Origin of the sequence: Aquihabitans sp. G128 (assembly GCF_019048865.1) — a bacterium.
Lineage (GTDB): Bacteria > Actinomycetota > Acidimicrobiia > Acidimicrobiales > Iamiaceae > Aquihabitans.
The window spans coordinates 1,935,968-1,959,933 of sequence record NZ_CP077604.1 but is presented as its reverse complement, the minus strand read 5'-3'; the positions used below and the strand labels follow the sequence as shown (position 1 = coordinate 1,959,933).

Here is a 23,966-nt window from a genome sequence, read left to right as displayed (position 1 = left end):
GACCCGTGGCGACGGGAATCCGCAGCCGGACGGCATTCCCGTCGCCGAAGGTCGCTAGGCGACCCGTGGCGACGGGAATCGGCGGGCGGCATTCCTGTCGCTCGGGGTCGCTAGGCGACCCGTGGCGACGGGAATCGGCGGGCGGCAGCGGGCGGCCCGGGGCAGGCGGGCGGTCGGGGGCCGGTTGCGGGGTCGGCAGACTGGCGGGCATGACCGTCACCGACGAGACCACGGCCACCGAACCCACCGGCGGGCTGCCGCGCTGGGACGTGAGCGGGTTCTTCCCGTCGCTGGGGTCCCGCGAGCTGGCGGCGCACACCGAGCAGGTCTTCGCCGAGATCGGTCGGCTCCGGGCCCGATTCGACGAGCTGGGCATCCGGGGCGGCGAGGCGGGGCCGGTCACCGAGGCGGAGGTCGCGGTGGTCGACGAGGTGGTGCCGGCGTTCAACCGGCTGTTCCGGGACATGCGCAAGGTGGGCTCGTACCTGTACGCCCACACCAGCACCGACGCCCGGGACGACGACGCCGCCGGCGCGCTGAGCCGGTACCAGGCCGGCACCGCGTCGTTCGCCACGCTCGACACCCGCTTCGACGCCTGGCTGGCCCGGTGGGACCTGGCCGAGGTGGTGCGCCGCAGCACCACCGCGGCCGACCACGCCTACGCGCTGGAGCGCGGCGCCACCGCGGCCCGCCACCAGATGAGCGAGGCCGAGGAGGGGCTGGCCGCCGAGCTGGCCCTCACCGGCGGCCGGGCGTGGGCCAAGCTCCACGCCGACCTCACCTCGCGCCTCACCGCCACGGTCGACGGCGAGGTGCTGCCGATGAGCATGGTGCGGGGCCTGGCCACCGACCCGGACCCGGCCCGGCGCAAGGCGGCCTACGACGCCGAGCTGGAGGCGTGGGACACCGTGGCGGTCCCCCTGGCCACCGCCATCAACGCGTTCAAGGGCGAGGCCAACACCCTGAACCGCCGGCGGGGGTGGACCGATTCGCTCGACCCGGCGCTGGAGCGCAACGGCGTCGACCGCTACACCCTGGCGGCCATGCAGGAGGCGGTCGAAGCGTCGCTGCCCGACTGGCACCGGTACCTGCAGGCGAAGGCCCGGCTGCTGGGCCACGAGGGCGGCCTGCCCTGGTGGGACCTCATCGCCCCGGTGGGCACGCCGCGCCGCTTCGCCTGGCCCGAGGCCACCGCCGCGGTGCGCGACGCGTTCGCCACCTACTCGCCCCGCCTGGCCGGCCTGGTGGACACCGCGGTGGCCGACGCCTGGATCGACGCCGAGCCTCGGTCGGGCAAGGTCGGCGGCGCCTTCTGCATGAGCGTCACCGACGGCGTGAGCCGGGTGCTGCTCAACTTCGACGGGAGCTTCGACTCGGTGCAGACGCTGGCCCACGAGCTGGGTCACGCCTACCACAACGTCAACCTGGGCGACCGCACGCCGATGCAGCGCGACACGCCCATGGCCCTGGCCGAGACCGCCAGCATCTTCTGCGAGACGATCATGGTGCAGGCCGGCCTGGCCGCGGTGGGCGACGACGCCGGCGCCCGCCTGGCGCTGCTCGACGGGGACCTCGCCGGTGCCTGCCAGGTGGTGGTCGACATCCACTCGCGCTTCCTCTTCGAGCGGGCCCTCTCGTCGGAGCGGGAGCAGGGCGTGCTGTCGATCGACCGGCTCCGCACCCTGATGCTCGAGGCCCAGGCCACGGCCTACGGTCCGGGGGTCGACCCCGATGCCCGCCACCGGGACATGTGGGCGGTCAAGGGCCACTACTTCACCGCCTACTACAACTGGCCCTACACGTTCGGCCTGCTGTTCGGCATCGGCCTGTACGCCGAGTTCCAGCGCGACCCGGAGCGGTTCCGCTCGGGCTACGACGACCTCCTGTCGGCCACCGGCCTCGGCGACGCCCCGTCGCTCGCCGCGCGGTTCGGGATCGACGTGCGTGACGTGGCGTTCTGGACCGCCAGCCTCGACGTGCTGCGGGCCCGGATCGACGAGTTCGTCGAGGCTGCCGAGGGCTGACGGGCCACCGAATCCCGGTTGCAGCAGGGAGCAGGGGTTCCGCAGGCGAATACTCCTGCCGCGGCCACAGGGGTCGCACCACCCCACGATGAGGATCGTCCGTTGCTCCAGCTGTGCCGTCAGAGCTCTCCTGCCGACCTGCGCGTCCGTGGCGGACGATGATGACGACCGCACCCGAGATCTCCCTCGCCCGTCCCGCCACGCAGGAACCGGCGCTGCGTGAGTACTTCGGCGTCCTGAACCGACGCCGCCGGGCCGTGGCGATCTTCGTTGCCCTGGTCACGCTCATGGCGGTGGGCTCGAGCCTGCTGCAGGCCAAGCGGTACACCGCCGAGGCCCGCGTGCTCATCCAGCCCCGGGACAGCTCCGAGGAGCTCAACACCGGCGCCGCGCCGATCGTGGTCGACCGCAAGCGCATCATCGACACCGAGGTCCGGGTGATGTCGAGCGAGCGGGTGCGCCAGCGGGTCGAGAAGATCTTCGGCGACGGCACCCCGCCGGTCACGGTGACGCCGGTCGAGGGCACCGACCTGGTCTCGGTGGCGGTCACCTCGACCGATCCGGCCCTGGCCCAGGCCGTGGCCAACGCCACCGCCAAGGAGTACGCGAGCTACCGCCGCGACACCCGCAAGGACGACCTGACCGGCGGCATCCAGTCGCTGCAGACCGAGATGACGTCGCTCACCAACCAGATCGACGACCTCCAGGCCAAGCTCAAGACGGCGACCGGCGCCCGGGCCGCCACCCTCAAGGTCCAGCAGGACTCGGCGCTGGCCCGCTACGCCCAGCTCGAGCAGCAGTCCGACTCGCTGGCCCTGAGCGCCTCGCTCAGCACCGGCGACGCCAACCTGGTCGACCCCGCCGACAAGCCGTCGGAGCCCACCAGCCCCCAACCGCTGCGGGCGCTCATCCTCGGCCTGGTCGCCGGCACGGTGCTCGGCATCGGCCTGGCCTTCCTCCTCGACCTGCTCGACGACCGGGTGGAGTCCAAGGAAGACGTGGAGCGGGTGGTGCTCGGGCGTCCCGTCCTGGCCATGGTCCCGCTCGACGAGCGGTGGAGCACCGGCGGCGTCGCCGACCTCGGCGCCCTGGATCAGGGCGGCGCCATGGCCGAGGCGTTCCGCTCGCTGCGGACGTCGCTGCAGTTCCTCGCCTCGGAGCGCCGGCTGAAGACCATCCAGGTCACCAGCGCCCTGCCCGGCGAGGGCAAGAGCACCACGGCGCTCAACCTGGCGATCATGTCGGCCCGTGCGGGAGCGACCACGATCCTCGTCGACGCCGACCTGCGCCAGCCGCGGGTCCACGGCCTCCTCGACATGCCGAACGGCACCGGCCTCAGCACCAGCCTCCTCGAGGAGGCGGCCCGCGGCCGTCGCCTCGCCGGCGTGCCGGCCGTGCCCGGGCTCTACGTCCTGACCTCGGGCCCGACCACGGCGTTCCCCGCCGAGCTGCTCCAGTCGGAGCGGGCCAAGGCCCTGATCCGCCGGCTGGCCGAGAAGGCCGACCTGGTGGTGTTCGACTCGCCGCCCGTGCTGCCCGTGGCGGATCCGCTGGTGCTCGCCGGCCAGGTCGACGCCGTGCTGCTGGTGGCGTCGATCGGCGGCACCACCCGGCGCCAGCTCGGGCGGGCCGTCGAGCTGCTCGACCAGGTCGGCGCCAACGTCTGCGGCACCGTCATCAACAAGGTCAGCCACGACTCGGCGGCCTACGGCCAGTACTACGGCGCCGACGAGCGCAGCCGGGCCGCCCGGTTCTTCCGCCCGGCGAGCGTCTGACGTGAGCGAGGTCACCGTCGGCCCGGTGGCCGTCGCCGAACCGGCCGCCGTGCCGTCCCCGGTCGGGCCGGGCGTGGTCGAGCCGGTCGTCGCCGAGGCTGGAGTCGTCGAGCTCCCAGGGGCCGAGCCGGCTCGCCCGTCGCTCGTCAAGAGCTCGCTCGGCAGCCTGCTGCGCACGGCCTCGGGCGCCTTCCTCGCCCTCTTCCTCCCGCCCCTGCTCGTCCGTCGGCTCGGGGCCGAGCCCTACGCCGTCTGGGCGCTCGCCGTGGAGATCGGCACCTACCTCGCCCTGCTCGACCTCGGGGCCCTGAGCGCCATCGGCCACTTCGTGGCTGGCATCGACGAGGACGACGCCGAGGCTCGGGGACGGGTGGTCTCCACCATGCTGGCCCTGCAGGTGGCGTTGGTCGCCGTGGGCGCCCTGGTGCTCGGCGGGCTCGTGGCCCTGGTGCCGGTGATCTGGAGCCGGCTGCCGACCGAGCTGGTGGGCGACGCCCGCTGGGCGCTGGGCCTCATCGGCGCCTCCGCCCTCCTCAGCCTGCTCGCCACCGCGGTCAGCGGCTACTTCCTCAGCCTCCACCGCATCGTGGTGCCGGCCGCCATCACCATGGGCTCGCGCCTGGTCGGGGCCCTCGCCGTCGCCGCCCTGGCCATCCAGGGCCACGGGATCGCGGTGCTGGCTGCCGCCTGGGCGATCGCCACGGTGGCCGGGCACCTGCTGGTGGGCGTGGCCTTCGCCCGCCTGCGCATCCCCGTCGGCCGATCGCTCGTCCGCCCGGCGCTGGCTCGCTCGATGTTCACGTTCTGCGCCGCCTACGGCGTGTGGACCCTGGCCTCGGTGCTGGTGATCGGCCTCGACACCACCATCGTCGCCCGCCTCGACTTCGCCGCCGTGGCCCCCTACGCCGCCGCAGCGGGCATCGTCGGCATCCTGACCGCGGTGTACGGCTCGGCCCTCGCCCCGCTGGTGCCGGCCTCGGCCGCCCTCGCCGCCGCGGGGCAGGTCGCCGAGCTCGACGACCTGTTCCTGCGCCTCGTCCGATGGGGAGCGACCGTGGTCGTCGCCGCTGCGGCGGTGCTGGCCCTGGTGTGCTCGCCGCTGCTGCACCTGTGGCTGGGCAGCGAGATCGCCCACCGCAGCGTCCCCATGCTGCAGCTCCTGGTGGCCGCCACCGCCGTGCGCCTCCTGACGTTCCCGTTCCCGGTCGTGCTGTTCGGCACCGGCGAGCACCGCTCGGCCCGGTGGACGCCGCTGGTCGAGGGGGTCGTCAACGTGGGGTCGAGCGCCGCCCTCGGCATCGCGTTCGGGCCGCTCGGCGTCGCCGCCGGCACCCTCATCGGCTCGGCCGTCGCCGTCGTCGTCCACCTCCGGGTGAACCTGCCCCGCACCCGCTCGCTGTCCGTCCGCGGGGCGGTGGTCGTGCGCCGCTCGCTGGCCGGGCCGATGGTGGTCGCGGTGCCGGCCCTGGTGGCCTGGGCGCTCGACCGGGCCCTGCCGTCGGGCATCGGCGCGCCGGTCGTGGCCGCCGCGGTGGTCGCCACCCTCGTCCTCGCGTGGGCCGTCGCCCTCGTCCCCACCGACCGGGCCGAGCTGCTCGGTGCCGTCAACCGGAGGCTCCACCCGTGACCGCCCGCTCGTTCGCCGTCGAGGCCCTCCGCCGCTCCTTCGACCGCCTGCCCGAAGGCGTGCGCGACGACGTCCGCCGCTCCTCGGCGACCGTCCGGGGCCTCACCCAGGTGAAGCGCAACCAGGCTGCCCTTGCGCTGCGGCTGGCCGACCTCGAGCGGGCGCACCGCGAGCTGGACCCCGAGCCGCTCGACGAGCGCTTCGGCCCGGGCGTGCTGTCGCGGACGTGCACCCAGGACCAGGTGGAGTCGAAGTGGTTCCGGACCTGGTGCGAGGCGCTGGGCGAGGAGCCCGAGGCCCACCGCAAGCTCTGGGAGTGGGCGTACCTGGTGCGCACGCTCGACGCCCTCGACGTGCTCGGGCCCGGCCGGCGGGGCCTCGGCTTCGGCGTGGGTCGCGAGTCGATGGTGGCGTTCATCGCCGGCCGGGGTGTCGAGGTGGTCGCCACCGACCTGGCCCCCGACGCGGCCGAGGCCCGGCTGTGGACCAACGCCGACCAGCACGCGTCGGGCGTCCTCGACGACCTGGCCCGCCCCGAGCTCTGCGACCCCGAGGCCTTCGCCGAACGGGTCACGTGGCGCCCCGTCGACATGCGCGAGGTCCCCGACGACCTGACCGGCTTCGACTTCTGCTGGTCGGCCTGCGCGTTCGAGCACCTCGGCACGATCGACGCCGGCCTGGACTTCGTCACCGCCTCCCTGCGGACCCTGCGCCCCGGCGGCATCGCCGTGCACACCACCGAGCTCAACCTCGACTCCGACGAGGACACCATCGAGTCGGGCCCGACCGTGCTCTACCGCCGCCGGGACATCCGGGCGCTGGCGGCCCGCCTCGAGGCCGAGGGCCACGAGGTGGCCACCCTGCACCTGGAAGCGGGCACCGGGGCCATGGACGCCTACGTGGACGTGCCGCCGTACGTGGCCGAGCCCCACATCCGCCTGCTCTACCGCAACCACGTGACCACCTCGGTGGCGCTGGTGGTCCGGGCCGGGTCCCGCTGATGGCGGCCGTCGACCTCGGCCCCCGGCCGGCGGCTACCCCACGCCGCGAGGCTCCCGCCTCGGCCGGTGGGCCGATCAGCACGATGATGCTGGCCAGCTTCGTGGTGGCGCTGGCGTACTACGGCTACCGGTACCCGTTCCAGTACAACGTCTCGGGCTACGGCAACGTCTACAAGGACACCCCACCGCTCCTCTCCGCCGGCAAGTACGCCATCCACCTGGGCCTGCTCGCCGCCATGATCGGGCTGCTCGCCGCCTCGGGCCGGCGCCTCGTGCTCAGCCGCAGCGGCCTGTGGCTGTTCCTCACCGCCGCCGCCGTGGCCGTCATGTCGATCATCAACGGCGGCTACGCCCCGAGCCTGGCGGTGCCCTTCATCTTCTCGCTGCTCTGCGCCGGGATCGTCTCGGTGGTGGTGCACAGCTGCCCCTCGGCGGCGCACTCGCTGGTGCGGGTGGTGGGGAGGATCTCGCAGGTGTTCGTGGTGATCTGCACCGGCGCCAACCTGATCCAGATCTTCCTCTACGCCACCACCGGGCGGCTGCCCGCCCACGGCTACCCCGGCATCGTCATCCGCTTCGGCGGCTACTGGGACGACCCCAACCAGTCGGCCATGTTCTCGGCGCTGGTGGTCATCTCGATCGCGGCCCTGGCCCGCAACCTCAACCGCCGGCCGCGACGGATCGTGGTGATCTGCGGCGTCTTCAACGTCCTCGTCTCGGTGAGCTACTCGGGCTACGCCGCCCTCGGCATGGGCCTGCTGGTGGTCTACGTCTGGGGCCGGGCCCCGGAGCGGGCGCCGCGCGACCGCCGCATCCCCTGGCCGGTGCTGCTCTCGGTGGCCGCCGTCACCCTGCTCGCCCTGGTGCCCATCGACCTCTCGCCGGTGAACCGGGCCGCAGCCGGCAAGTCCGAGTCGGCCAAGCTCCGCCTCTCGATCATCTACCGGCTCGACGGCAACACCTTCGCCATCACCGACGTGCCCGACCCGACGGCGACGCCCGGACGGTTGGTCGACACCCTCGTCGCCGGCGACGGCCGGGTCAGCTCCGAGACCTCGGTGGTCCGCCTGCTGCTCATCGGCGGGGTGGTGCCCATGCTGTGCCTCGGCATCTGGCTGGCCTCGGCCTGGCGCCCGGCGCTGGCCAACGCCGGACCGTGGGCCCTGCCGGTGGTGCTCGCCTTCCTGGGGGGCTCGTTCTTCGTGCCCTTCCTCGTGATCTATCCCATGGGCCTGTTCTTCTTCGCCGGGATGGAGGTGGCCGGCGCGCTCGGCCGCTCGTCGCCGTCGACCCCGTCGCCCGTGCTCGCCACCACGTCGTCTCGCACCTCGGAGGACCAGCCGTGACCGCCATCGCCGAACGGGCGACCAACACCACCTGCCACCTCTGCGGCGGCACCGAGGGCAAGGTCGTGTTCGTCGACCAGGGCGTGCCGCTGCGGCGCTGCGCGTCCTGCCGCCACGTGTACTCCGGCTGGTCCCAGCCCGACGACTACGACGGCTACTGGGACCAGGGCGTGACCGCCGCCGACGTCGACTTCTGGGACGTGGCCCACCGCGCCGTCTTCGAGGAGTTCACCGACACCTACCTGCCCGCCGACGGCGGCCGCCTGGTCGACATCGGCTGCGGCCTCGGGTACTTCGTGCAGACGATGCGCCAGCGCCGGCCGACCTGGCAGGTCGACGGCTACGAGCTGGCCCCGGGCGCGGTGCGCTGGGCCCACGACGAGCTGGGCCTGGTCGACGACGTGCACCTCGGCCGGGTGGAGGAGGCCGGGATCGAGCCCGGCACGGTCGACGTGGTCACGCTCTGGGACGTGATCGAGCACCTACCGACCCCCCAGCCCCTGCTCGAGCACCTCCGCACCCTGCTGCGCCCCGACGGCTACGTGTTCGTGCAGACGCCGAGCTGGCCGTTCCAGATCGCTCGCGCCCGCACCGCCGCCACGCTGGCCCGCAAGGGTCGGGAGGACCGCAACCACCTGTACGCCAAGGACCACGTCAACCAGTTCTCCCGGCGGTCGCTCACCCGCCTCGCCCTCGACTGCGGCTTCCGCGAGCCCACCTTCGAGGTCCTCAAGCCCGTCCTCGCCGTCGACGGCAGCCGCTCCACCGCCGCCGTCCAGGCCAAGCTCGGCCTCTACCGGGCCACCCGCACCCTCTGGAAGGCCTCCGGCCACCGCCTCATGGCCAACCCCACCCTCTTCGCCCAGCTCCGCCCCGCCTGACCCGAGCGGGCGTCGGTCGGGCCGGGGCCTGGGCCTGGGCGCTCGGCCTGAGGCGGTCGCTGCTCGGTTGCTCGATGGGATCAGGGCCGGGTCGTAGGTCGCCGCTTTCCAAGGGCGCGACGACGGCGGAGCCGGCGCTGCGTTGGTGGCCGGGGCTTCGGCCTCGGGGGCGTCGGGTTCGCGTGGGTGGTTCGTCCGGTTGTGGGGGCGCTTCGGGTGGTTGGTTCCAGCAGTTGTCGATGGTCATGCGCGACTGACCCCACCTGCTCGAATCGGGTCGGTCATCTCGGTCATGCCGACCTTCGGGCGGGGATTCCTGTCCTTGGGGGTCGCCATTCGCCCTCCAGCGACAGGAATCGGTTGGGGCCGGGCATTCCTGTCGTGTGGGGTCGCGATGCGACCCTGGGCGACGGGAATCAGCGGCCGGCGGCCATCGAAGCGGACGAACACGACGAATCGACCCCTCTAGCCTCCGGCGCGCCCTTCGACGCGGTGACCGGCCGAGCGGTCCTGGTCCCAGGCGTCGGGCGACCGGCGTAGCACTCAGGTGGGTGGCGGCGGGTGGGGCCAGTCGTCGTTGCCGGGTGGGCGCGATCGACCCCCGTTGCATCGATGGGGCGACCGACCAGGGTCAGCGGCCGAAGGTGCGGTGGGTGTGGCGGAGGAGGGCGGCGAGGGCCGGGCCGGGGGTCGGCTTCCAGGTGAGGGCGAGGAGGGCGGGGACGCGGGCATCGGTGATGGGGACGGCGACGAGGTCGGGGTGGTCCGCCGGCACCATCGACGCGCTGAGCACGGCGACGCCGAGGCCGCGGGCGGCCAGGTCGGCCACCGCGTCGGGGGCGCTGGCCTCGAGGGCGACGGTGGGGGACACGCCGGCGGCGGTGCACGCCTGGTCGAACGCGGCTCGGATGCCGGTGCCCGGCGGCAGGGCGACCACCGGGTGGGCGGCGACGGCGGCAAGGGTCGTGCGCTTGCGGCGGGCGAGGGCGTGGTCCCGGGGGACCGCCGCCACCACCGGCTCGCTGATGGTGGTGAGGCCGTCGAGCCCGCTCGGCGCGGCACCGGCCACCCCCACGAGGGCGAGGTCGAGCGCGCCGCTGCGCACCTGGTCGACGAGGCGGTCCGACGTGTCCTCCACGAGGGCCAGCTCGACGCCGGGGTGGTCGTCGTGGAAGGCGGCGAGGGCGTCGAAGAGCGGCGTGATGGTGCAGCCCGTCACCATGCCCACCACCAGTCGGCCCCGCACGACCTGGCCGACGTCGTCCACCGCCTGGCGCACCGCCTGGGCCGAGGCGAGCACCGTGCGGGCATGCTCGAGCGCGGCCCGGCCCGCTCCGGTGAGCGCCACGCTCCGGCTGGTGCGGTCGAAGAGGTCGGCGCCGAGCTCGCGCTCGAGCTGGCGGATCTGGGCGCTGACGCCGGACTGGCTGATGTGGACCCGTTCGGCGGCGCGGGTGAAGCCACCCTCCTCGGCCACCGCCACGAGGTACTCGAGCTGTCGGAGTTCCATGACCAGCGATGCTAGGTGCGATCTGATCCATTCGTTGGACTTCTGAAGGGGAACACCCGCACCATGGAGCCATGACCGAGAACGAGAAGGCCCAGAAGCCCGAAGACCTCACCCGCTTGTTCGTGGAGCGGTCCAACGCCGGGGACGCGGCCGGCGTCGCCGCCCTCTACGAGGAGGACGCGGTGATGGCGTACCCGCCGGGCGGCACCACCGTCGGCCGAGCGGCCATCCAGGAGCTCTGGGAGCAGGTGCTGTCGCACCGGCCCCACTTCGAGCAGGAGCCGCCGCTGCCCACCCTGGTCAGCGGCGACATCGCCCTGACGTCCACCCCGCCGAAGGACGGCGCCGGTGCCCGGGCCCAGGTGGTGCGCCGCCAGCCCGACGGCACCTGGCTCCGCCTGCTCGACCAGCCCGAGTTCACCCCACCGTCGGAGGGCTGACCGACAGAGACGCTCGTCAGCCGGGGTAGGGCCGCAGCTGCTCGGTCCCGACCCGCACCGGCACGCCGTAGCGCTCGGCCAGCCGGGCCTGGATGGCACGGACGCCGCCCTCCGGATCGAGCTCCACGCCCACCCGCAGCACGCCGTCGACCTCGTCGACCCCGACGGAGGTGAGCGTGGCGCCCGCCACCCGTCGGTCGACGACGTCGGCGGTGAGCCGGTCCTGGGCGGCCTGGAGGGCGGCGCGGGTGGTGGGGTGGCGCACGACGCAGATCGGGCCGCCCCACAAGGCGGCCAGCTCGCGGCGGTGGCGCGCCAGGTCTCCCGTGAAGGCCACGGTGAAGACCGCCCGAGGCCGGCCGCTCCGGAAGACGCCGGCGAAGTCCGGTTCGGCTCGGGCGGCGCGCAGCATCGCCGTCTCGGACGCCTGGTCGTAGCGGTCCTCGTCGACCACCTTCCACCCGCCACGAGGCGGGCGGCACGGCGGATCGGTCTGCTCCTCGGGAGCTCGGACCGGCTTCGGCGCCGGCTCGTGGTCGGCGGGCTGGGTCAGGCGGATCTCGCCGTCCACGAGCGTGCCGACGACGTGGAAGTCGCCCCTGCGGACGTCGTGGTCGATCGCGTAGCCACCGCCCACCGCGTGCCAGTCCCAGCCCCGGACGGTCCGGCCCTTGCCGCACCGGGGCGGCAGCGACTCGAGCACCGAGTCGCACAGGATCGCCGGGGAGCCGGGAGCGTCGAGGACCGTGCCCCAGAACTCGTAGCGCTGGGGACCGGCGTAGGCGACCGTGGTGGTCGTGGTCGACGCCGGAGCGCGTCGGTGGGGGCTCGCCCCGGGGAGCCGGCCGCCGAGGGCCACCGCCGTGCCGCCGACGAGGACGGCGAGGGCGCCGACCGAGACGCCGATGCCCCGCAGCAGCCGCTGCCTCCGCCCGATCCCCACGGGGCCAGCTTGCCAGGCCATCGCCGTGATCGGGACCGGCGGCCGGAAGCCAGCGGGCCAGCGGGCCGACCCGACGGGCAGCCGCACCAGGTCGGGGCGGGCCAGGAGGTCAGGCGGCCGGGGGGAGGGCGGCCGGAGGCACGTCCGGTGGGGGTGTGCTGGTTCGCCGCGCCGGGCGCTGGGCCGGGATGCGGCGCTTGAGCCAGGCGATCACCGGCTTCTCCCAGAACTCCGTCGCCAGCCAGGCGAAGGCCACCACGCAGGCGAAGACCACGCTCACCAGCAGCCACTTGTTGACCCAGTGGAAGCGGTCCATGGCCACCAGGCCGACGTTCTCGTGGAAGAGGTACACGGGATAGGTGAGGGCCCCGGCGAAGGCCCAGTGCTTGGCTGCTCGGTCCGACACCCAGCCCGTGGGCCCCTTCAGGGCGAGGGCGACCATGAGCACCACGCAGAGCTGGATGGCCACCGCGCCCACCCAGGGGTGGAGGTGCTGGCCGGGCTGCAGGTAGGCGCCGAACTCCTGGGCCACCAGCCAGACGGCCCGGAAGGCCAGCAGGCTGCAGAGCGGGAGCATGGCCCAGGCGAACCGGTCGCGGCGGTCCTGCTGGAGCATCCAGCAGAGGATCCCGATGGCGAAGCAGCAGTTCCACCGCATGAGGAACCCGAAGTGCCCGAGGGCGCCGTCGGCGTGCAGCGTGAGCAGCTCGACGATGCCACCCACGACCAACCACCCCAGCAGCAGCGTCCGCAGCCGGTGGAGCTGGCCGCTGCACATGGCCAGCCAGATCGTGCCGTAGAAGAACAGCTCCACGGTGAGCGTCCAGTAGACGGCGTCGATGAAGGGCCCGCCGGCGATGCTGGTCAGGAACGACATGTTGAGCAGGTACGCCTGCCAGGTCAGCGGCTCGAAGTGGTGGTGGTTGCGGCTGACCACCCAGGTGATCGTGCACAGGAGCCAGAACAGCGGCACCACGCGGATCACCCGGCCGCGGAAGAAGCCCCACGGCGTGGCGTTCTGGATGGCGCCCATGATCACCAGGCCGCTGACCATGAAGAAGAGCTGGGGGACGAAGTACCCGTAGCGGATGATCTGGCTGGTGGCCGAGAACTTCACCGTGTGGGCGGCGTCGGCCATGGCCCACCCGCTGAAGGTGAGGTGCCAGAGCACCACCTCGATCGAGGCGAGGACGCGGATGACGTCGAGCTCGGGCAGCCGGACCTTGCGGACGGTGCCGGGTGGCGGCGCACCACCGCCTCCGCCGAGGCTGGTGCGATCGATCACGGCCATGGGGGAGCTCCCTCGGGGGGCGCGGCGGGGGAGGGGGCCGATGGCCACCGCCCCGGGTTGGTGCAACGGGTCGGGGCCGGGCCCGAGGGCGTCGGTCCCGACGAGGTCGGCGGCGAGCGAGCGCAGCCGATCGGTGAACGCCGCCTCGTTGAACGTGGCGGCGTGGGCCTGGAGCGCCTCGGTGGACCAGGCGGCAGCGTCGACGCGGTCGACGGCCTCGCTCACGGCCCCGGGCTCGAGGGTGTCGAAGAACGTGCCGGACGCGCCCTCGACCACGGTGTCGAGGTGGCCGCCGTGGCGCAGCACGGCCACGGGGCAGCCGAAGGCGCCGGCCTCGGCGGGGGTCATGCCGAAGTCCTCGTAGGCGGCGCTGACCAGGACGCGAGCGTGGGCGTAGAGCCAGCGCAGCTGCGGCTCGTCGACCATCCCGAGGATGGTCGTCCCGGGACCGGCGAGGGCGCGGATGCGGTCGGCCTCGGGGCCGTCGCCGACCACCACGAGCCGGTCGTGCGGGCGACGGGCGAACGCCTCGACCACGACGTCGACGTGCTTGTAGGCGATGAGCCGGGCGACCACCAGGGCGAACCCGGGGTCGACGCCGGGCACCGGTTCCTGGACGCCGTGGGGGTCGACGAGCACCGGAGGGGGCACGACGGGGGCCTCGACGCCGTAGGCCTCGCGCAGGCGGGACGCCGTCTCGGTCGAGTTGGCGATGAAGCCGTCGATGCCGGCCACGGCGCGCCGGTCCCACGCGAGCAGCGGCCGCCGGGTGGCCCCGGCGGCGAGGCGCACCAGGGGACCGGCGGAGCCGAGGAACTGGTCGCGCGTAGAGCCAGCGGGCGGGGGCGTGGAAGTAGACGAGCTTGCGGCCCCGGGTGGCGGTGGTCCCGTGGGACCAGCCGGCGGAGCTGCAGAACACCAGGTCCTCGTCGAGGCGGAGGCGGGAGAAGGTCGGCGCCAGCAGCGGGGCGACCAGGCGGTGGTGGTGGCGGCAGAACGCCACCCGATCGATGGGCCGGGTGGCCACCGGGTGCTCGGAGAGTGCGGGGTGGGTGGCAGCGGCGTCGTACACGCTGGTGTGGAGCGGCGCTCCCGGGAACGCCCGCAGCATCGAGAGGAGGAGCCGCTCGGCACCGCCGCGCTGCACGAGGTGGTCGTGGACGACGGCGACGCTCACCGCCCGCACCGGCCTTCAGCCTCGGCCCGCACCGGGGCGATGGCCGTGAGGACCTGGTGGGCCAGGTCGGCGTCCGACGGCTGGCCGGCGAGCCAGGCGGGGCGGTCGACCTGGAGCCAGTAGCGCTCGGCGTCGACCAGCGCCACCGTCTCGTCGATGGCCGACGTGATGGCGCGGACCGAGCGCGGGTCGAACGTCGGCACGCCCGCCGGGCCCAGCTCGGACACGGCGGGGATCGGGCTGCTGAGCACGGGCACCCCGGCGGCGAGCGCCTCGGCCACCGGCAGGCCGTAGCCCTCGGCGAGGGAGGGCTGCACCACGGCCAGGGCACCGGCGAGCTCGTCGACGAGCTGGTCTGCGTCGAGGCGACCGAGCAGCCGCACGCCGGGGTGGAGGTCGGCCGGGGCGATGCCCAGCTCGGCGGGATCGCCGCCCACCAGGTGGAGCCGGCCGTCGGCGGCGGCGAAGCGGCTGGCGGCGAAGGCCTCGATGAGGCGGCGGTGGTTCTTGTGCGGCGCGAAGTGGCCGATGGCCACCAGCGCCCGTGCCGGGGCGCGCCGCCCTTCGAGCCGCATCGCCGCTCGTCGGGCTTCGACCGCAGCGGCCGCGGTGCGGTCGACGGGGAGGTGCAGGACGTGGACCTGCTCGGCGTCGGCGCCGAGCTCGGCGACCAGCTGGTCCCGCACCGAGGGGGCGATCGTCAGGAGCACCTCGGCCCGGCGGACGGTGAGGGCGAGGCGGGCCCGCATTGCCTGGCGGACGGCTCGGTTGGGGTGCTGGAGCTGGATGAGGTCCAGCACGCAGCTCGCGGCCGGTCGGGCGTGGGCCGGGCGGGTCTGGTGGGGGTGGACGACCACGGCGGCGTCGGGCACCCGGAACGCCTCGCGCTGGCCGAACCAGCGGGCGGGGCCGATGCCGGTGGGGGCGAGGCGGGCGCCCCGCCAGTCCGCGACCGGCACGTGCGACGGGCCCCACACGGTCCAGCCGTCGCCGGGCTCGACCTCCGCCAGCCCGCGGAACAGGCTGCGGGTGAACGACCCCGTGCCGCCGACGTCCCACCAGCGTGCGTCGAGCACGGCTCGGGGCGCGCCGGGTCGGGGGGCGGCCGGCGGAGCGGCGGGAGCGTGGGGAGCGGCGACGGAGTGGTGCATGGGGTGGTGCGGTGCCTTCAGTCGAGAGCCGTCCCGGCGGCGTGGCCGTGGCGGGCATCGATGAGCGAGAGGTGCGGGCCGACCCGGGTGCCGATGCCGCTCGAGGCGCCGCTGGAGGCCCGCAGGTCCACCAGGCGTCCGCCGACGAGGACCATCACCGGGTCACCGACCGTGAGGCAGAGCCGCTCGTAGCTGATGGCCTGGTGGCCGAGGAGCTGGGCGACGGTCCACCAGAGGACCCGCAGGTCGAGGCGGAGGCTGGCCTCGTCGAGGTAGAGCAGGTCGAAGCGGGTGTCCTGGCCGATGAGCTTGTCGTAGGACGTGCTGACCTGCCACGGGCCGGTGCAGCCGGGGCGCACCGACGTGCGGGCGGCGACGAAGGCCGGGTCGAAGGCGGCGGCGACCGCAGCCATCTCCGGTCGCGGGCCCACCAGGCTCATGCGCCCGGCGACCACCAGCCAGAGCTGGGGGAGCTCGTCGAGGTGGGTGTGGCGCAACAGCGTCCCCCACCGGCTGCCGGTGTGGCCGTCGAGGGCGAACTTGTCGGCGTACCGGGGGGTGCTCGTGGGCAGCGACCGGATCTTGATGAACCGGAAGCTGGATCCGCCCCGCCCGATGCGCTCCTGCACGAAGAACGGCCAGGCGCGGAACGCCATGGCGGACACGAGGGCGAGGACCACCACGATCGGGAGGGTGAGCACGCTCAGCAGCGCGGCACCGACCAGGTCGAACGTTCGCTTCACAGGGCCAGCGGAGTAGGAGCCCCGCGGCCTCCAGCCATGGTGGGCGTGACCAGGCACGTTCCCCCCCTCGTGTGCGATGGGCGCCGAAGCGCCGGAACCGTTGTGCACAGCGGGAGTGGGTGCGATGCACGCCGGTCGGCGTGAGGTGGTGATCGCCCGTGTGTTGCACCAGGAGTTCTCCACCGGCGAGGAGAATCCTGCAAACCATCGGAACTCCCACGTCGCCGCACCTCCGCCGCCCGGACCACCTGGCGGCCCGCACCCGCCGTCGCACCCGCCGGATCCTCCGGCGCGTGCCCCCGGCGGTCTGGGCCCTGGTCGCGGCAGGGGGGGATCGGGGGCGCCGTCGCCCGCTGCCAGCCGGTCGGCACCCGGAGCGCAGACGTCCTCCTGACCGCCGCGTTCGCCGCCACCGTGGTCCTCCTCGGGGCCCAAGCCACGTGGCCGCCCCTCCTGCTCGGCGGCGCCGTGCTGGCAGCCGCAGGCGGCAGCCCGGCGGTGCAGGTCGCCGGTGCGGCGGTGGTGGTCGGGGTCCTCGTGCTGCACGGCAGGGGCGGCGTCGAGCCCACCGGCGCCGGGTTGGCCGCCCTCGTGCTGGTCCAGGCCGCCCTCCGCCTGCCGGGCCTGGGCCCGTTCGGAGCGGCGAGCGCGCTGGCCGCCCTGGCCACGCTGCCCGCAGCGGCGGTCGGCGCGCCGGCTGCCGCCCGTGCTACGTCGACCGGCTCGCTCCGTCGGCCTCGCCCTGGGCGTGCTCCTCCTGATCGGGGTCGCCACGGCCGGGGCGGCCACCTTGCGGGCCCGGTCGCAGCTCGAGGTCGCCGAGCACCAGGCCACCATCGGCGTGGAAGCCGCCCAGCGGGGTGACGTGGCCGCCGCGGGCCGGGCGTTCCGATCGTCGACGATCGCCTTCTCCCGGGCGCGGTCGTCCACCAGCGCGTGGTGGTCGGCGCCGGCTCGCCAGCTGCCCGTGGTCGCCCAGCACGTGCGGACGCTCGATGCCCTGGCCCGCCTCGGCGGCCGAGGCTCGGCGTTGGCCCTGCAGGGCACGGTCGACGTCGACGTCGACCGCCTGCGGCTGGTGGACGGACGGGTCGATCCCGACGTCGTTGCGTCCTACGCGCCCGTCCTCGCCGGCCTCGACCGCGAGGTCGGGCGGCTCCGGCGGGAGGCCGCCGAGGTCGGGTCGCCGTGGCTGACGACCCCGGTGGCCCACCAGCTCACGCACTTCCGGGCGACCGCAGCGCACGCGGCGGCCAGCGCGCGCACGGCCAGCCAGGCGGCGGCGGTGGCGCCGATGCTGCTGGGCGGCGAGGGCAAGCGCACCTACCTGGTGGCCTTCGTGACCCCGTCGGAGGCCCGTGCCTCGGGTGGCTTCATGGGCAACTACGGCGTGCTGGTGGCCGACGAGGGCCGCCTGGACCTGGTGCGGGTCGGACGCGACGACGAGCTCGACCGAGCGGGCGACCCGGCCACCAAGCACCTCAGCGGGCCGGCCGACTACGTGGCCCGCTACGGGCCGTTCGACCCGGCGCACACGTGGGCCAACCTGACGCTCTCGCCGGACTTCCCCTCGGTGGCGCAGGCCATGGCCGAGCTGTTCCCCCAGTCGGGCGGGGTCCCGGTCGACGGGGTGATCCGCCTCGATCCGTACGCCATCGCCGGCCTGCTCCAGCTGACCGGCCCGGTCCACGTCGACGGCCTCCCGATGGCGCTGGACGCCGAGAACGCCGCGCCGTTCCTGTTGGCCGGGCAGTACTCGGCCTTCGGCGACCAGGACGCCCGCTCGGACCTGCTGGGCGACGTCGCCCAGGCCGCGTTCGACCAGCTCACGACCGGTCGGGCCGGCCGACCCGCAGAGGTGGCTGCCGCCCTCGGGCCGGCCATCGCGCGCGGGAACCTGGCGCTGTGGTTCCGCGACCCCGAGGCCCAGGCCTTCGTCGAGCGCATCGGGGCCGATGACGGGTTGCCGCCGGTCGCCGGCGGCGACCGCTTCGGCGTGACGACGCAGAACGCCAGCGGCAACAAGATCGAGGCCTTCCTCCAGCGCACCGTCCGCGCCCACGTCCGCCTCGACGCGCGGACCGGGCGGACGAGGACGACGGTGGAGGTGGCCCTGCACAACGATGCGCCCACCGGCGGCTTCCCGTCGTACGTCATCGGCAACCTGGTGGGCCAGCCCGCCGGGACCAACCGCTCGTACGTCTCCTTCTTCTCGTCGCAGGAGCTCGTGTCGGCGGAGGTCGACGGGGTGGGCCTCCCCCTCCGGCGCGACCGCGAGGCGGGCTACCAGGTGGCGAGCGCGTTCCTCGACCTCGCGCCGGGCGCCACGCGGACGATCACCCTGCAGCTCGCCGGCACGACCGACCTCACGTCGGGGACCTACCGCTTCCGGTACCTGCCGCAGGTCATGGTCCGGCCCGACCGCGTGACGTGGGCCCTGGACACCGACGGCGGCGGCCGGGTCGAGGCCGTCCGCTCGCTCGATGCCGACGCCGGGCTGGCGCCGACCACGTCACGGACCGACCGATCGGTCACCCAGCGGCGCCCGGCCTCGGTCGGGCCCTGGGAGGTGGTGGTCGACGTGGAGCGCCGGTCCGGTTCCGGCTGAGCGCCTGCTGCGGCGTCAGCCGTGCAGGCAGGTCCGCCGCCCTGAGCCGTCGAACCCTCGGGGGAGCGAGCAACAGGGAGACCCGCATGAGAAGGATCTTGGCGATGCTGGCCCTCGCGGCCTTCGCCTCGCTGGGCGTGGCCACGGTGGCCTCGGCCCAGCAGTACCCGCCCACCACCGACAACGGCGCGGTGCAGGGGACCGACCAGAACCAGGGCTTCGGCGACGGCGGGGCGGTCGAAGGCGCCGGCGCCAACGCCGGCAACGGCGCGAACGGCGCCAACGGCGCGCCGCTGCCCCGGACCGGCTCGAACCTGGTGCCGCTCGCGCTGCTCGGCGTGGCCCTGGTGGGCGCCGGCGCGTTCTGGGTGTTCACCAGCCGGACGCAGCGGGCGGCGCAGCCGTGAGGCGCTTCCGACGCCCCGTGGCGCTGGTGTGGCTCGTCGCCATCCCGTTCGCCCTGCTCGTGGGCTTCGCCATCGCCGGCTCGCCCTTCGTCGACGAGGACGTGCCGCTGCGCGACCGCGGCGTGGAGGCCCACCAGGTGGCCACCGACCCGCCCGCCACCACGACCACCGAGCCGGGCGGCTGACTCAGGCGTCGGGCGCCGGCCAGGGGTTCGGCGTGCAGGCCCCGATGTCGTAGCTCTGCTGCATCATCGTGGTGGCCCGCTGGCCAGGACCGGGACAGGTCTCGTGGCGGTGGCCGATGAGGTGGCCGAACTCGTGGGTGACCACGTAGTGGCGGTAGTCGGCCACCGACAGCTTGGAGGGGGCCGCGCCGTCGAGCCAGCGGGTGAGGTTGATCACCGCCGAGTCGTTGTGGCCGCAGGACACCTGGCCCTCGGTGGTCAGCGGTGCGCACAGCAGGTCCGTCGTGGCCGGCGTGGCCAGCCGCACGGTGAACTGGGCGGTGGCGTCGGAGACCCGTTGGAGGCTGATGCCGTCGGCCGTGGTCCAGCCGCGCCGGTCGTCGAGGGTGGCGTCCACGGCCCGGGCGAAGTCGTCGACGTCGACCCCGGTGCCCTCCTCGACCTCGACCGCGTACCGGTACAGCGTCCCGGTGCCGACCACCGGCGTGCCGCCGGATGCCCGGTCGAACCGCCCGGTCGGACGGGTGGTGCTGGTGGTGGCGGCCGCCCGGGTGGTGGTGGTCGCCTCGGTGGCGGTGGTGGTCGACGGCGACCGGGACGCCGTGCCGTCGCCATCCCCGTGGTCGCTCCAGCGGGCGGCGGCGGCGACCAGCACGGCCAGGACCAGCACCGATGCGGCGACCACGGCGAGCCTTCGCCGCCGGTAGACGGCGGGCGGCTGCGGTCCAGGCACCGGTCGATGGTGCCACGCCGTCAGCCGGCGACGCCCGCGGGCTCCGCCGCCCGTCCCACCCTCGCGGCGAACCGTGCGGCCGCCGCGAGCCCCGCCTCGAGGCCGTAGGCGCCGGTGGCGTCGCCCAGCACCTCGACGTCGAGGCCAGCGGCCCGCAGGCCTTCGGCCAGCGCGGTGCGGGGCACCCGCTCGACGGCCCAGAGGATCGTGGTGGCCGGTCGCTCGGAGCCGTCGGCCAGGCGGACGGCGGCGCCGGAGAAGGCCTCGACCGCGGTGCCGGGGCACACGTCGACGCCCGCCTCGCCGAGGTCGTGCACCAGCCGGAAGCGGCCGGGCAGGCCCAGCTCGGGCGCGATCACGGCCTCCGGCGCCAGCAGCGTGGTCCCCGACCCCACCCGGGCCGCCGCCGCAGCCAGCGACGCCGCGACCTTGCCCGAGCCCACCACGACGGTGCCGTCGGGCAGCGCCCCGAGCTCGCCCGGTCCGGCCAGCAGGTCGTCCGGCGTGAGGACGGGCACCGTGGCGTCCGGCGGGTCCGGCGGCGCCCACGCGGCCCCGGTGGCCAGCACCACCCGATCCGGGCCCAGCGCGGCGATGGCGTCGACGGTGGCGGTGCGACCCAGCTCGACGGCGACGCCCGCCCGCTCGGCCTCGGCGGCCAGCCAGGCGCAGAGTGGGGCCAGTGCGGGGTCGACCTCGCCCGCCAGCACCAGCAGGCCGCCCAGCTGGTCCGCTGCCTCCCACAGGGTGGCGCGGTGCCCGTTGGCAGCCAGGCGGTGCGCCACCTCGAGGCCCACCGGCCCGCCGCCCACCACCAGCACGTGCTGGGCGGGCCTGGCTGCGCCGGGGCGGAGCGCCACCTCGTCGGCGGTGTCGGGCGAGACCGCGCAGGCCAGCGGGCGGTGGAGGAAGATGTTGCCGATGCAGCGGTACTGGTAGGCGCAGGGGCGGGCCGCCTCGGGCCGGCCGGCCAAGACCGCCTCGGGCAGATCGGGCCCGGCGATGAGCTTGCGTCCGAAGGCCACGAAGTCGGCCGATCCGGCGGCGAGCACGGCCTCAGCGGCGGCGGGCTCCAAGCGGCCGAAGGTGATGACCGGCACCCCGACCGCCGCCTTCACGGCGGCGGCGTCGGCCACGCGCGCCCCGGGCACGGCGGGGGTGTGGGCGGCGGTGATGCCCGTGGCCCGACCGGGGTCGGCGTAAGCGGTGACGTGGATGGCCTGGGCCCCCGCCGCCTCCGCGAGGGCGGCGACCTCCAGCGCGTCGGCGAGCGTCTCCCCGCCGTCCTTGCCGACCTCGCGGGCGTTGAGCCGGATCCACACCGCGAAGCCGGAGCCGACCCGCCGGCGGACGGCGCGGAGCACCTCGATGAGCAGCCGGGCCCGACCCTCGACCGAGCCGCCCCACCGGTCGGTCCGCTGGTTGGTGAGCGGCGAGAGGAAGGCGTCGATGACGTAGCCGTGGCCGGCGTGGACCTCCACGCCGTCGAAGCCCGCCGCCTCGGCTCGAGCGGCCGCTTCGGCGTAGCGGTCGACGAGCTCGGCGAGGTCCTCCTCGGTGGCCACCTGGTAGCTGATGCCCGCGCCGGGGCGCGTGAAGGGCTCGGTCATGGCGGTCAGCTCGTCGGGCGTGACCATGCCCGACAGCTGGTCCATGCGGAGCCGAGGCGGGATGGACGGGACCAGCAGCGGGCGGCCCCGGGCGATGTCGAGCACGGCGTTGGGCCCGTTGTGCACGAGTTGGGCCGCGATGGCTGCGCCGTGGGCGTGCACCCGCTCGGTGAGGGCACGGAGGCCGGGCAGCTGGTCGTCGTGGGACAGGGCCGTCTGCTCGGCCGCGGTGGCGCCGTCGGGGTAGGCGATGGCGGCGCTGCCCACCATCAGCAGGGCGGCCCCGCCCGCCGAGCGGGCCTCGTAGTAGGCCAGCTGGCGCTCGCTGATGGTCCCGTCGGGCTCGGCCAGGTTGTCGCCCATCGGGCACAGGAGCATGCGGTTGCGCAGGGCGAGCGGGCCGATGGCGCCGGGCGCCGCCAGGTGCGGGAACGATGGGGCGTCGGTCACGGCCGCACGGTAGCCATCGCCTCGGCGCCTGGCCTGACGGATCGTCAGGTCGAGGTGGCCGGCTGGGCGGGCGCTCCGTCGGTGGTGACCGGGCGACCGGGGCGGCGGCGGACGCGGCGGTCAGGCGGCAGCAGCGAGGTGGGGCGCAGTGTGACGCTGATGCGCGGGCCGGGGAGCTGGGCCGACTTCGGCACGCAGTGCTGCCACGTGCGCTGGCAGGTGCCGCCCATCACCAGCAGGTCGCCGGGGGCGGGCTCGAAGCGGACCGAGGCGCCGCCGCCGGCCGGCCGGAGCAGGAAGCGCCGGGTGCTGCCGAGGCTGAGCACGGCCACCAGCGACCGGTCCTGCTCCCGGTAGACGCGGTCGCCGTGCCAGGCCACCGAGTCCCGCCCGTCCCGGTAGAGGTTGGTCCCGAGGGAGTCGAACTCGAGGTCGTACCGGGCGCCGAGGGCGTCGGCGATGGCGGCCACGTGGGCCGGCCAGGTCGAGCGGTCGGGCTGGCTCCACCACGCCGAGAGCCGCGGCTCCGGCACCACCTGGTCGTACATGGGGATCTCGTGGGCCCGCCACGGCACCGCGTCGACGAGCTGGTCGAAGAGGGTGTCGGCGCCACGGAGCCATCCGGGCACGTGGTCCACCCAGGCCCCTTGGCCCAGCTCCACCCGGCGGGCGCCGGCGAAGGCGGCATCGGCCTGCGGCTCCCCGCCCCCGAGCAGCGACCCCTGCCACGAGAGGTCGGGGAGCGCCGCGGGGGAGGAGGCCACCCGGCCAGGCTAGGACCGAACGTGCGTTCGATCAAGCCCCAGCCGGGTCAGCCGAGGGCGCCGGCCTCGCGCAGCGCGGCGATGCGCTCGGCGTCGTAGCCCAGCACCTCGGCCAGGACCTCGTCGGTGTGCTGGCCGACGGTGGGGGCCTTGGTGGGGACCGGGACCTCGACGTCGAGGTACTTGATGGGCGAGGGCTGCTGCTCGCAGCCCAACCGCTCGGCGGGGATCCACGGGAAGCGGGCCTGGAACTGCGGGTCGTCGGCCAGGGTCTGCGGCGTGTTCACGTTGATGATCGGGACGTTGATCTCGAGGCCGAGGTCCACCCACTCCCGCGCCGTGCGGGTGAGGAAGATCTCCTTGAGCTGGGTGCGCAGCGCGACGTTGCCGACGGCGTGGTCGGCGAACTTGGCGCCGGGGTTGGCCTCGAACAGCTCGGGCCGGTCGATGCCGCGGCAGAAGTTCTCCCAGAACTCCCGCTCGGACGCCTGGAGCAGGACGTGGCCGCCGTCGGAGGCCTCGTAGAACTGGTAGCGGACGCCGTCGCGCATGCCGGCGGTGCCGGGCGCCCGCCGGACGTAGCCGTCGGAAGCGTTGCCGGTGACCTCGCTCTCGGGGCGCTCGTAGGCCTTCCAGCTCTCGGAGCGGTACCAGTCCATGGCGGCCGCGGCGTCGCTCTGGGCCACCTCGAGGCGGCAGCCCTCGCCGGTGGCCCGCGCCTTGATGACGCCGGCCAGCACGCCGAGGGCGCCGAAGAGCGGCCCGGCGTGGATGCCCATCGACGGGTGCTCGGGGATGGCGGCGAAGCCGTCCTCGGTGGTCTCGGGCTTCACCAGCCCCGCCCACACGTCGTAGGCCACGCCGTGGCTGGGCAGCTCGGCGTAGGGGCCGGTCATCCCGTAGCCCGAGATGGTGCAGAACACGATCTTGGGGTTGACCTCGCGCAGCTGGTCGTAGCCGAGGCCGCGGCGCTCGAGGCCGCCGGGCCGCATGGCCTCGATGACGACGTCGGCGTCGCGCACGAGGTCGAGGTAGGTCTGCACGCCCTCGGGGGTGCGGAGGTCGAGCACGAGCGACCGCTTGCCCCGGTTGACGTGGAGGTGCATCAGCGAGACGCCCTCGACGATCGGCCACGTCATCTGGCGGATGTAGTCGCCCTGCGGCGACTCGATCTTGATGACCTCGGCGCCGAGGTCGGCCAGGGAGGTGGTGATCGCGGCCGGGCCCAGCATCGAGCTCTCGATGATGCGGACCCCGGCGAGCGGAGCGGAGCTGGTACCCATGGTGCGACCTCGGCGAG

19 protein-coding genes are annotated in these 23,966 nt (G+C 74.6%); 10 read left to right on the top strand and 9 right to left on the bottom strand.

Annotated elements, in window-relative coordinates:
• Nucleotides 1–209 precede the first annotated feature (209 nt).
• The 6 genes from KSP35_RS09325 (at nt 210) to KSP35_RS09300 (ending at nt 8,654) form a co-directional block, all read left to right on the top strand.
• Entirely contained in the window at nt 210–2,024 is a 1,815-nt protein-coding gene (locus tag KSP35_RS09325) for a M3 family oligoendopeptidase (protein ID WP_217001183.1), read from the top strand.
• 158 nt (nt 2,025–2,182) lie between these two features.
• Nucleotides 2,183–3,799, top strand: coding sequence for a polysaccharide biosynthesis tyrosine autokinase (locus KSP35_RS09320; RefSeq protein WP_217001181.1), 1,617 nt, complete (start codon nt 2,183–2,185; stop codon nt 3,797–3,799).
• Between the two features lies 1 nt (nt 3,800).
• The gene (locus KSP35_RS09315; protein WP_217001179.1) at nt 3,801–5,426 is read left to right on the top strand and encodes a lipopolysaccharide biosynthesis protein; all 1,626 of its coding nucleotides are present in this window, start codon (nt 3,801–3,803) and stop codon (nt 5,424–5,426) included.
• Nucleotides 5,423–6,427, top strand: coding sequence for a cyclopropane-fatty-acyl-phospholipid synthase family protein (locus KSP35_RS09310; protein WP_217001177.1), 1,005 nt, complete (start codon nt 5,423–5,425; stop codon nt 6,425–6,427). The genes KSP35_RS09315 and KSP35_RS09310 overlap by 4 nt, the downstream gene beginning before the upstream one ends.
• A gap of 83 nt (nt 6,428–6,510) precedes the next feature.
• On the top strand, nt 6,511–7,773 hold the full coding sequence (locus KSP35_RS09305) for a hypothetical protein (protein WP_217001175.1): 1,263 nt from the start codon (nt 6,511–6,513) through the stop codon (nt 7,771–7,773).
• Entirely contained in the window at nt 7,770–8,654 is an 885-nt protein-coding gene (locus tag KSP35_RS09300; protein WP_217001173.1) for a bifunctional 2-polyprenyl-6-hydroxyphenol methylase/3-demethylubiquinol 3-O-methyltransferase UbiG, read from the top strand. The genes KSP35_RS09305 and KSP35_RS09300 overlap by 4 nt, the downstream gene beginning before the upstream one ends.
• Before the next feature lie 631 nt (nt 8,655–9,285).
• Here KSP35_RS09300 and KSP35_RS09295 read toward each other — a convergent pair.
• The gene (locus KSP35_RS09295; protein ID WP_217001171.1) at nt 9,286–10,164 is read right to left on the bottom strand and encodes a LysR family transcriptional regulator; all 879 of its coding nucleotides are present in this window, start codon (nt 10,162–10,164) and stop codon (nt 9,286–9,288) included.
• Nucleotides 10,165–10,235: 71 nt separating this feature from the next.
• Here KSP35_RS09295 and KSP35_RS09290 point away from each other — a divergent pair, with 71 nt between their 5' ends.
• Nucleotides 10,236–10,604, top strand: a complete 369-nt coding sequence (locus tag KSP35_RS09290; protein ID WP_217001169.1) for a nuclear transport factor 2 family protein — start codon at nt 10,236–10,238, stop codon at nt 10,602–10,604.
• 16 nt (nt 10,605–10,620) lie between these two features.
• On the opposite strand, the gene KSP35_RS09285 is transcribed toward KSP35_RS09290, so the two are convergent.
• The 4 genes from KSP35_RS09285 to KSP35_RS09270 form a co-directional block, all read right to left on the bottom strand.
• Nucleotides 10,621–11,547: a hypothetical protein gene (locus KSP35_RS09285; protein WP_217001167.1), complete on the bottom strand. Its 927-nt coding sequence runs from the start codon at nt 11,545–11,547 to the stop codon at nt 10,621–10,623.
• A 109-nt stretch (nt 11,548–11,656) separates the two neighbouring features.
• Nucleotides 11,657–13,630: a glycosyltransferase gene (locus KSP35_RS09280; protein WP_217001165.1), complete on the bottom strand. Its 1,974-nt coding sequence runs from the start codon at nt 13,628–13,630 to the stop codon at nt 11,657–11,659.
• Between the two features lie 381 nt (nt 13,631–14,011).
• Entirely contained in the window at nt 14,012–15,166 is a 1,155-nt protein-coding gene (locus tag KSP35_RS09275; protein ID WP_217001163.1) for a glycosyltransferase, read from the bottom strand.
• 17 nt (nt 15,167–15,183) lie between these two features.
• Nucleotides 15,184–15,909: a sugar transferase gene (locus KSP35_RS09270; protein ID WP_217001161.1), complete on the bottom strand. Its 726-nt coding sequence runs from the start codon at nt 15,907–15,909 to the stop codon at nt 15,184–15,186.
• A gap of 748 nt (nt 15,910–16,657) precedes the next feature.
• On the opposite strand from KSP35_RS09270, the gene KSP35_RS09265 reads away from it, so the two are divergent.
• From KSP35_RS09265 to KSP35_RS09255, 3 genes are all read left to right on the top strand, one after another.
• A complete protein-coding gene (locus KSP35_RS09265) occupies nt 16,658–18,517 on the top strand; it encodes a DUF4012 domain-containing protein (protein ID WP_217001159.1) in 1,860 nt (619 codons plus the stop codon).
• Nucleotides 18,518–18,621: 104 nt separating this feature from the next.
• The gene (locus tag KSP35_RS09260) at nt 18,622–18,924 is read left to right on the top strand and encodes an LPXTG cell wall anchor domain-containing protein (protein ID WP_217001157.1); all 303 of its coding nucleotides are present in this window, start codon (nt 18,622–18,624) and stop codon (nt 18,922–18,924) included.
• 17 nt (nt 18,925–18,941) lie between these two features.
• Nucleotides 18,942–19,109, top strand: coding sequence for a hypothetical protein (locus KSP35_RS09255; protein WP_217001155.1), 168 nt, complete (start codon nt 18,942–18,944; stop codon nt 19,107–19,109).
• A gap of 1 nt (nt 19,110) precedes the next feature.
• Here the strand turns inward: KSP35_RS09255 and KSP35_RS09250 are convergent, their stop codons facing one another.
• Genes KSP35_RS09250 through KSP35_RS09235 form a run of 4 tightly spaced genes read right to left on the bottom strand, consistent with a single transcriptional unit; the run spans nt 19,111 to nt 23,949 of the window.
• A complete protein-coding gene (locus KSP35_RS09250) occupies nt 19,111–19,842 on the bottom strand; it encodes a DUF3152 domain-containing protein (protein WP_217001153.1) in 732 nt (243 codons plus the stop codon).
• Between the two features lie 20 nt (nt 19,843–19,862).
• Nucleotides 19,863–21,902 carry an FAD-dependent oxidoreductase gene (locus tag KSP35_RS09245; RefSeq protein WP_217001151.1) on the bottom strand — a complete coding sequence of 680 codons (2,040 nt, stop codon included), beginning with the start codon at nt 21,900–21,902 and terminating at the stop codon, nt 19,863–19,865.
• 44 nt (nt 21,903–21,946) lie between these two features.
• On the bottom strand, nt 21,947–22,666 hold the full coding sequence (locus KSP35_RS09240) for an alpha-ketoglutarate-dependent dioxygenase AlkB (RefSeq protein WP_217001149.1): 720 nt from the start codon (nt 22,664–22,666) through the stop codon (nt 21,947–21,949).
• 47 nt (nt 22,667–22,713) lie between these two features.
• The gene (locus KSP35_RS09235; RefSeq protein WP_217001147.1) at nt 22,714–23,949 is read right to left on the bottom strand and encodes a CaiB/BaiF CoA-transferase family protein; all 1,236 of its coding nucleotides are present in this window, start codon (nt 23,947–23,949) and stop codon (nt 22,714–22,716) included.
• Between the last annotated feature and the right edge of the window lie 17 nt (nt 23,950–23,966).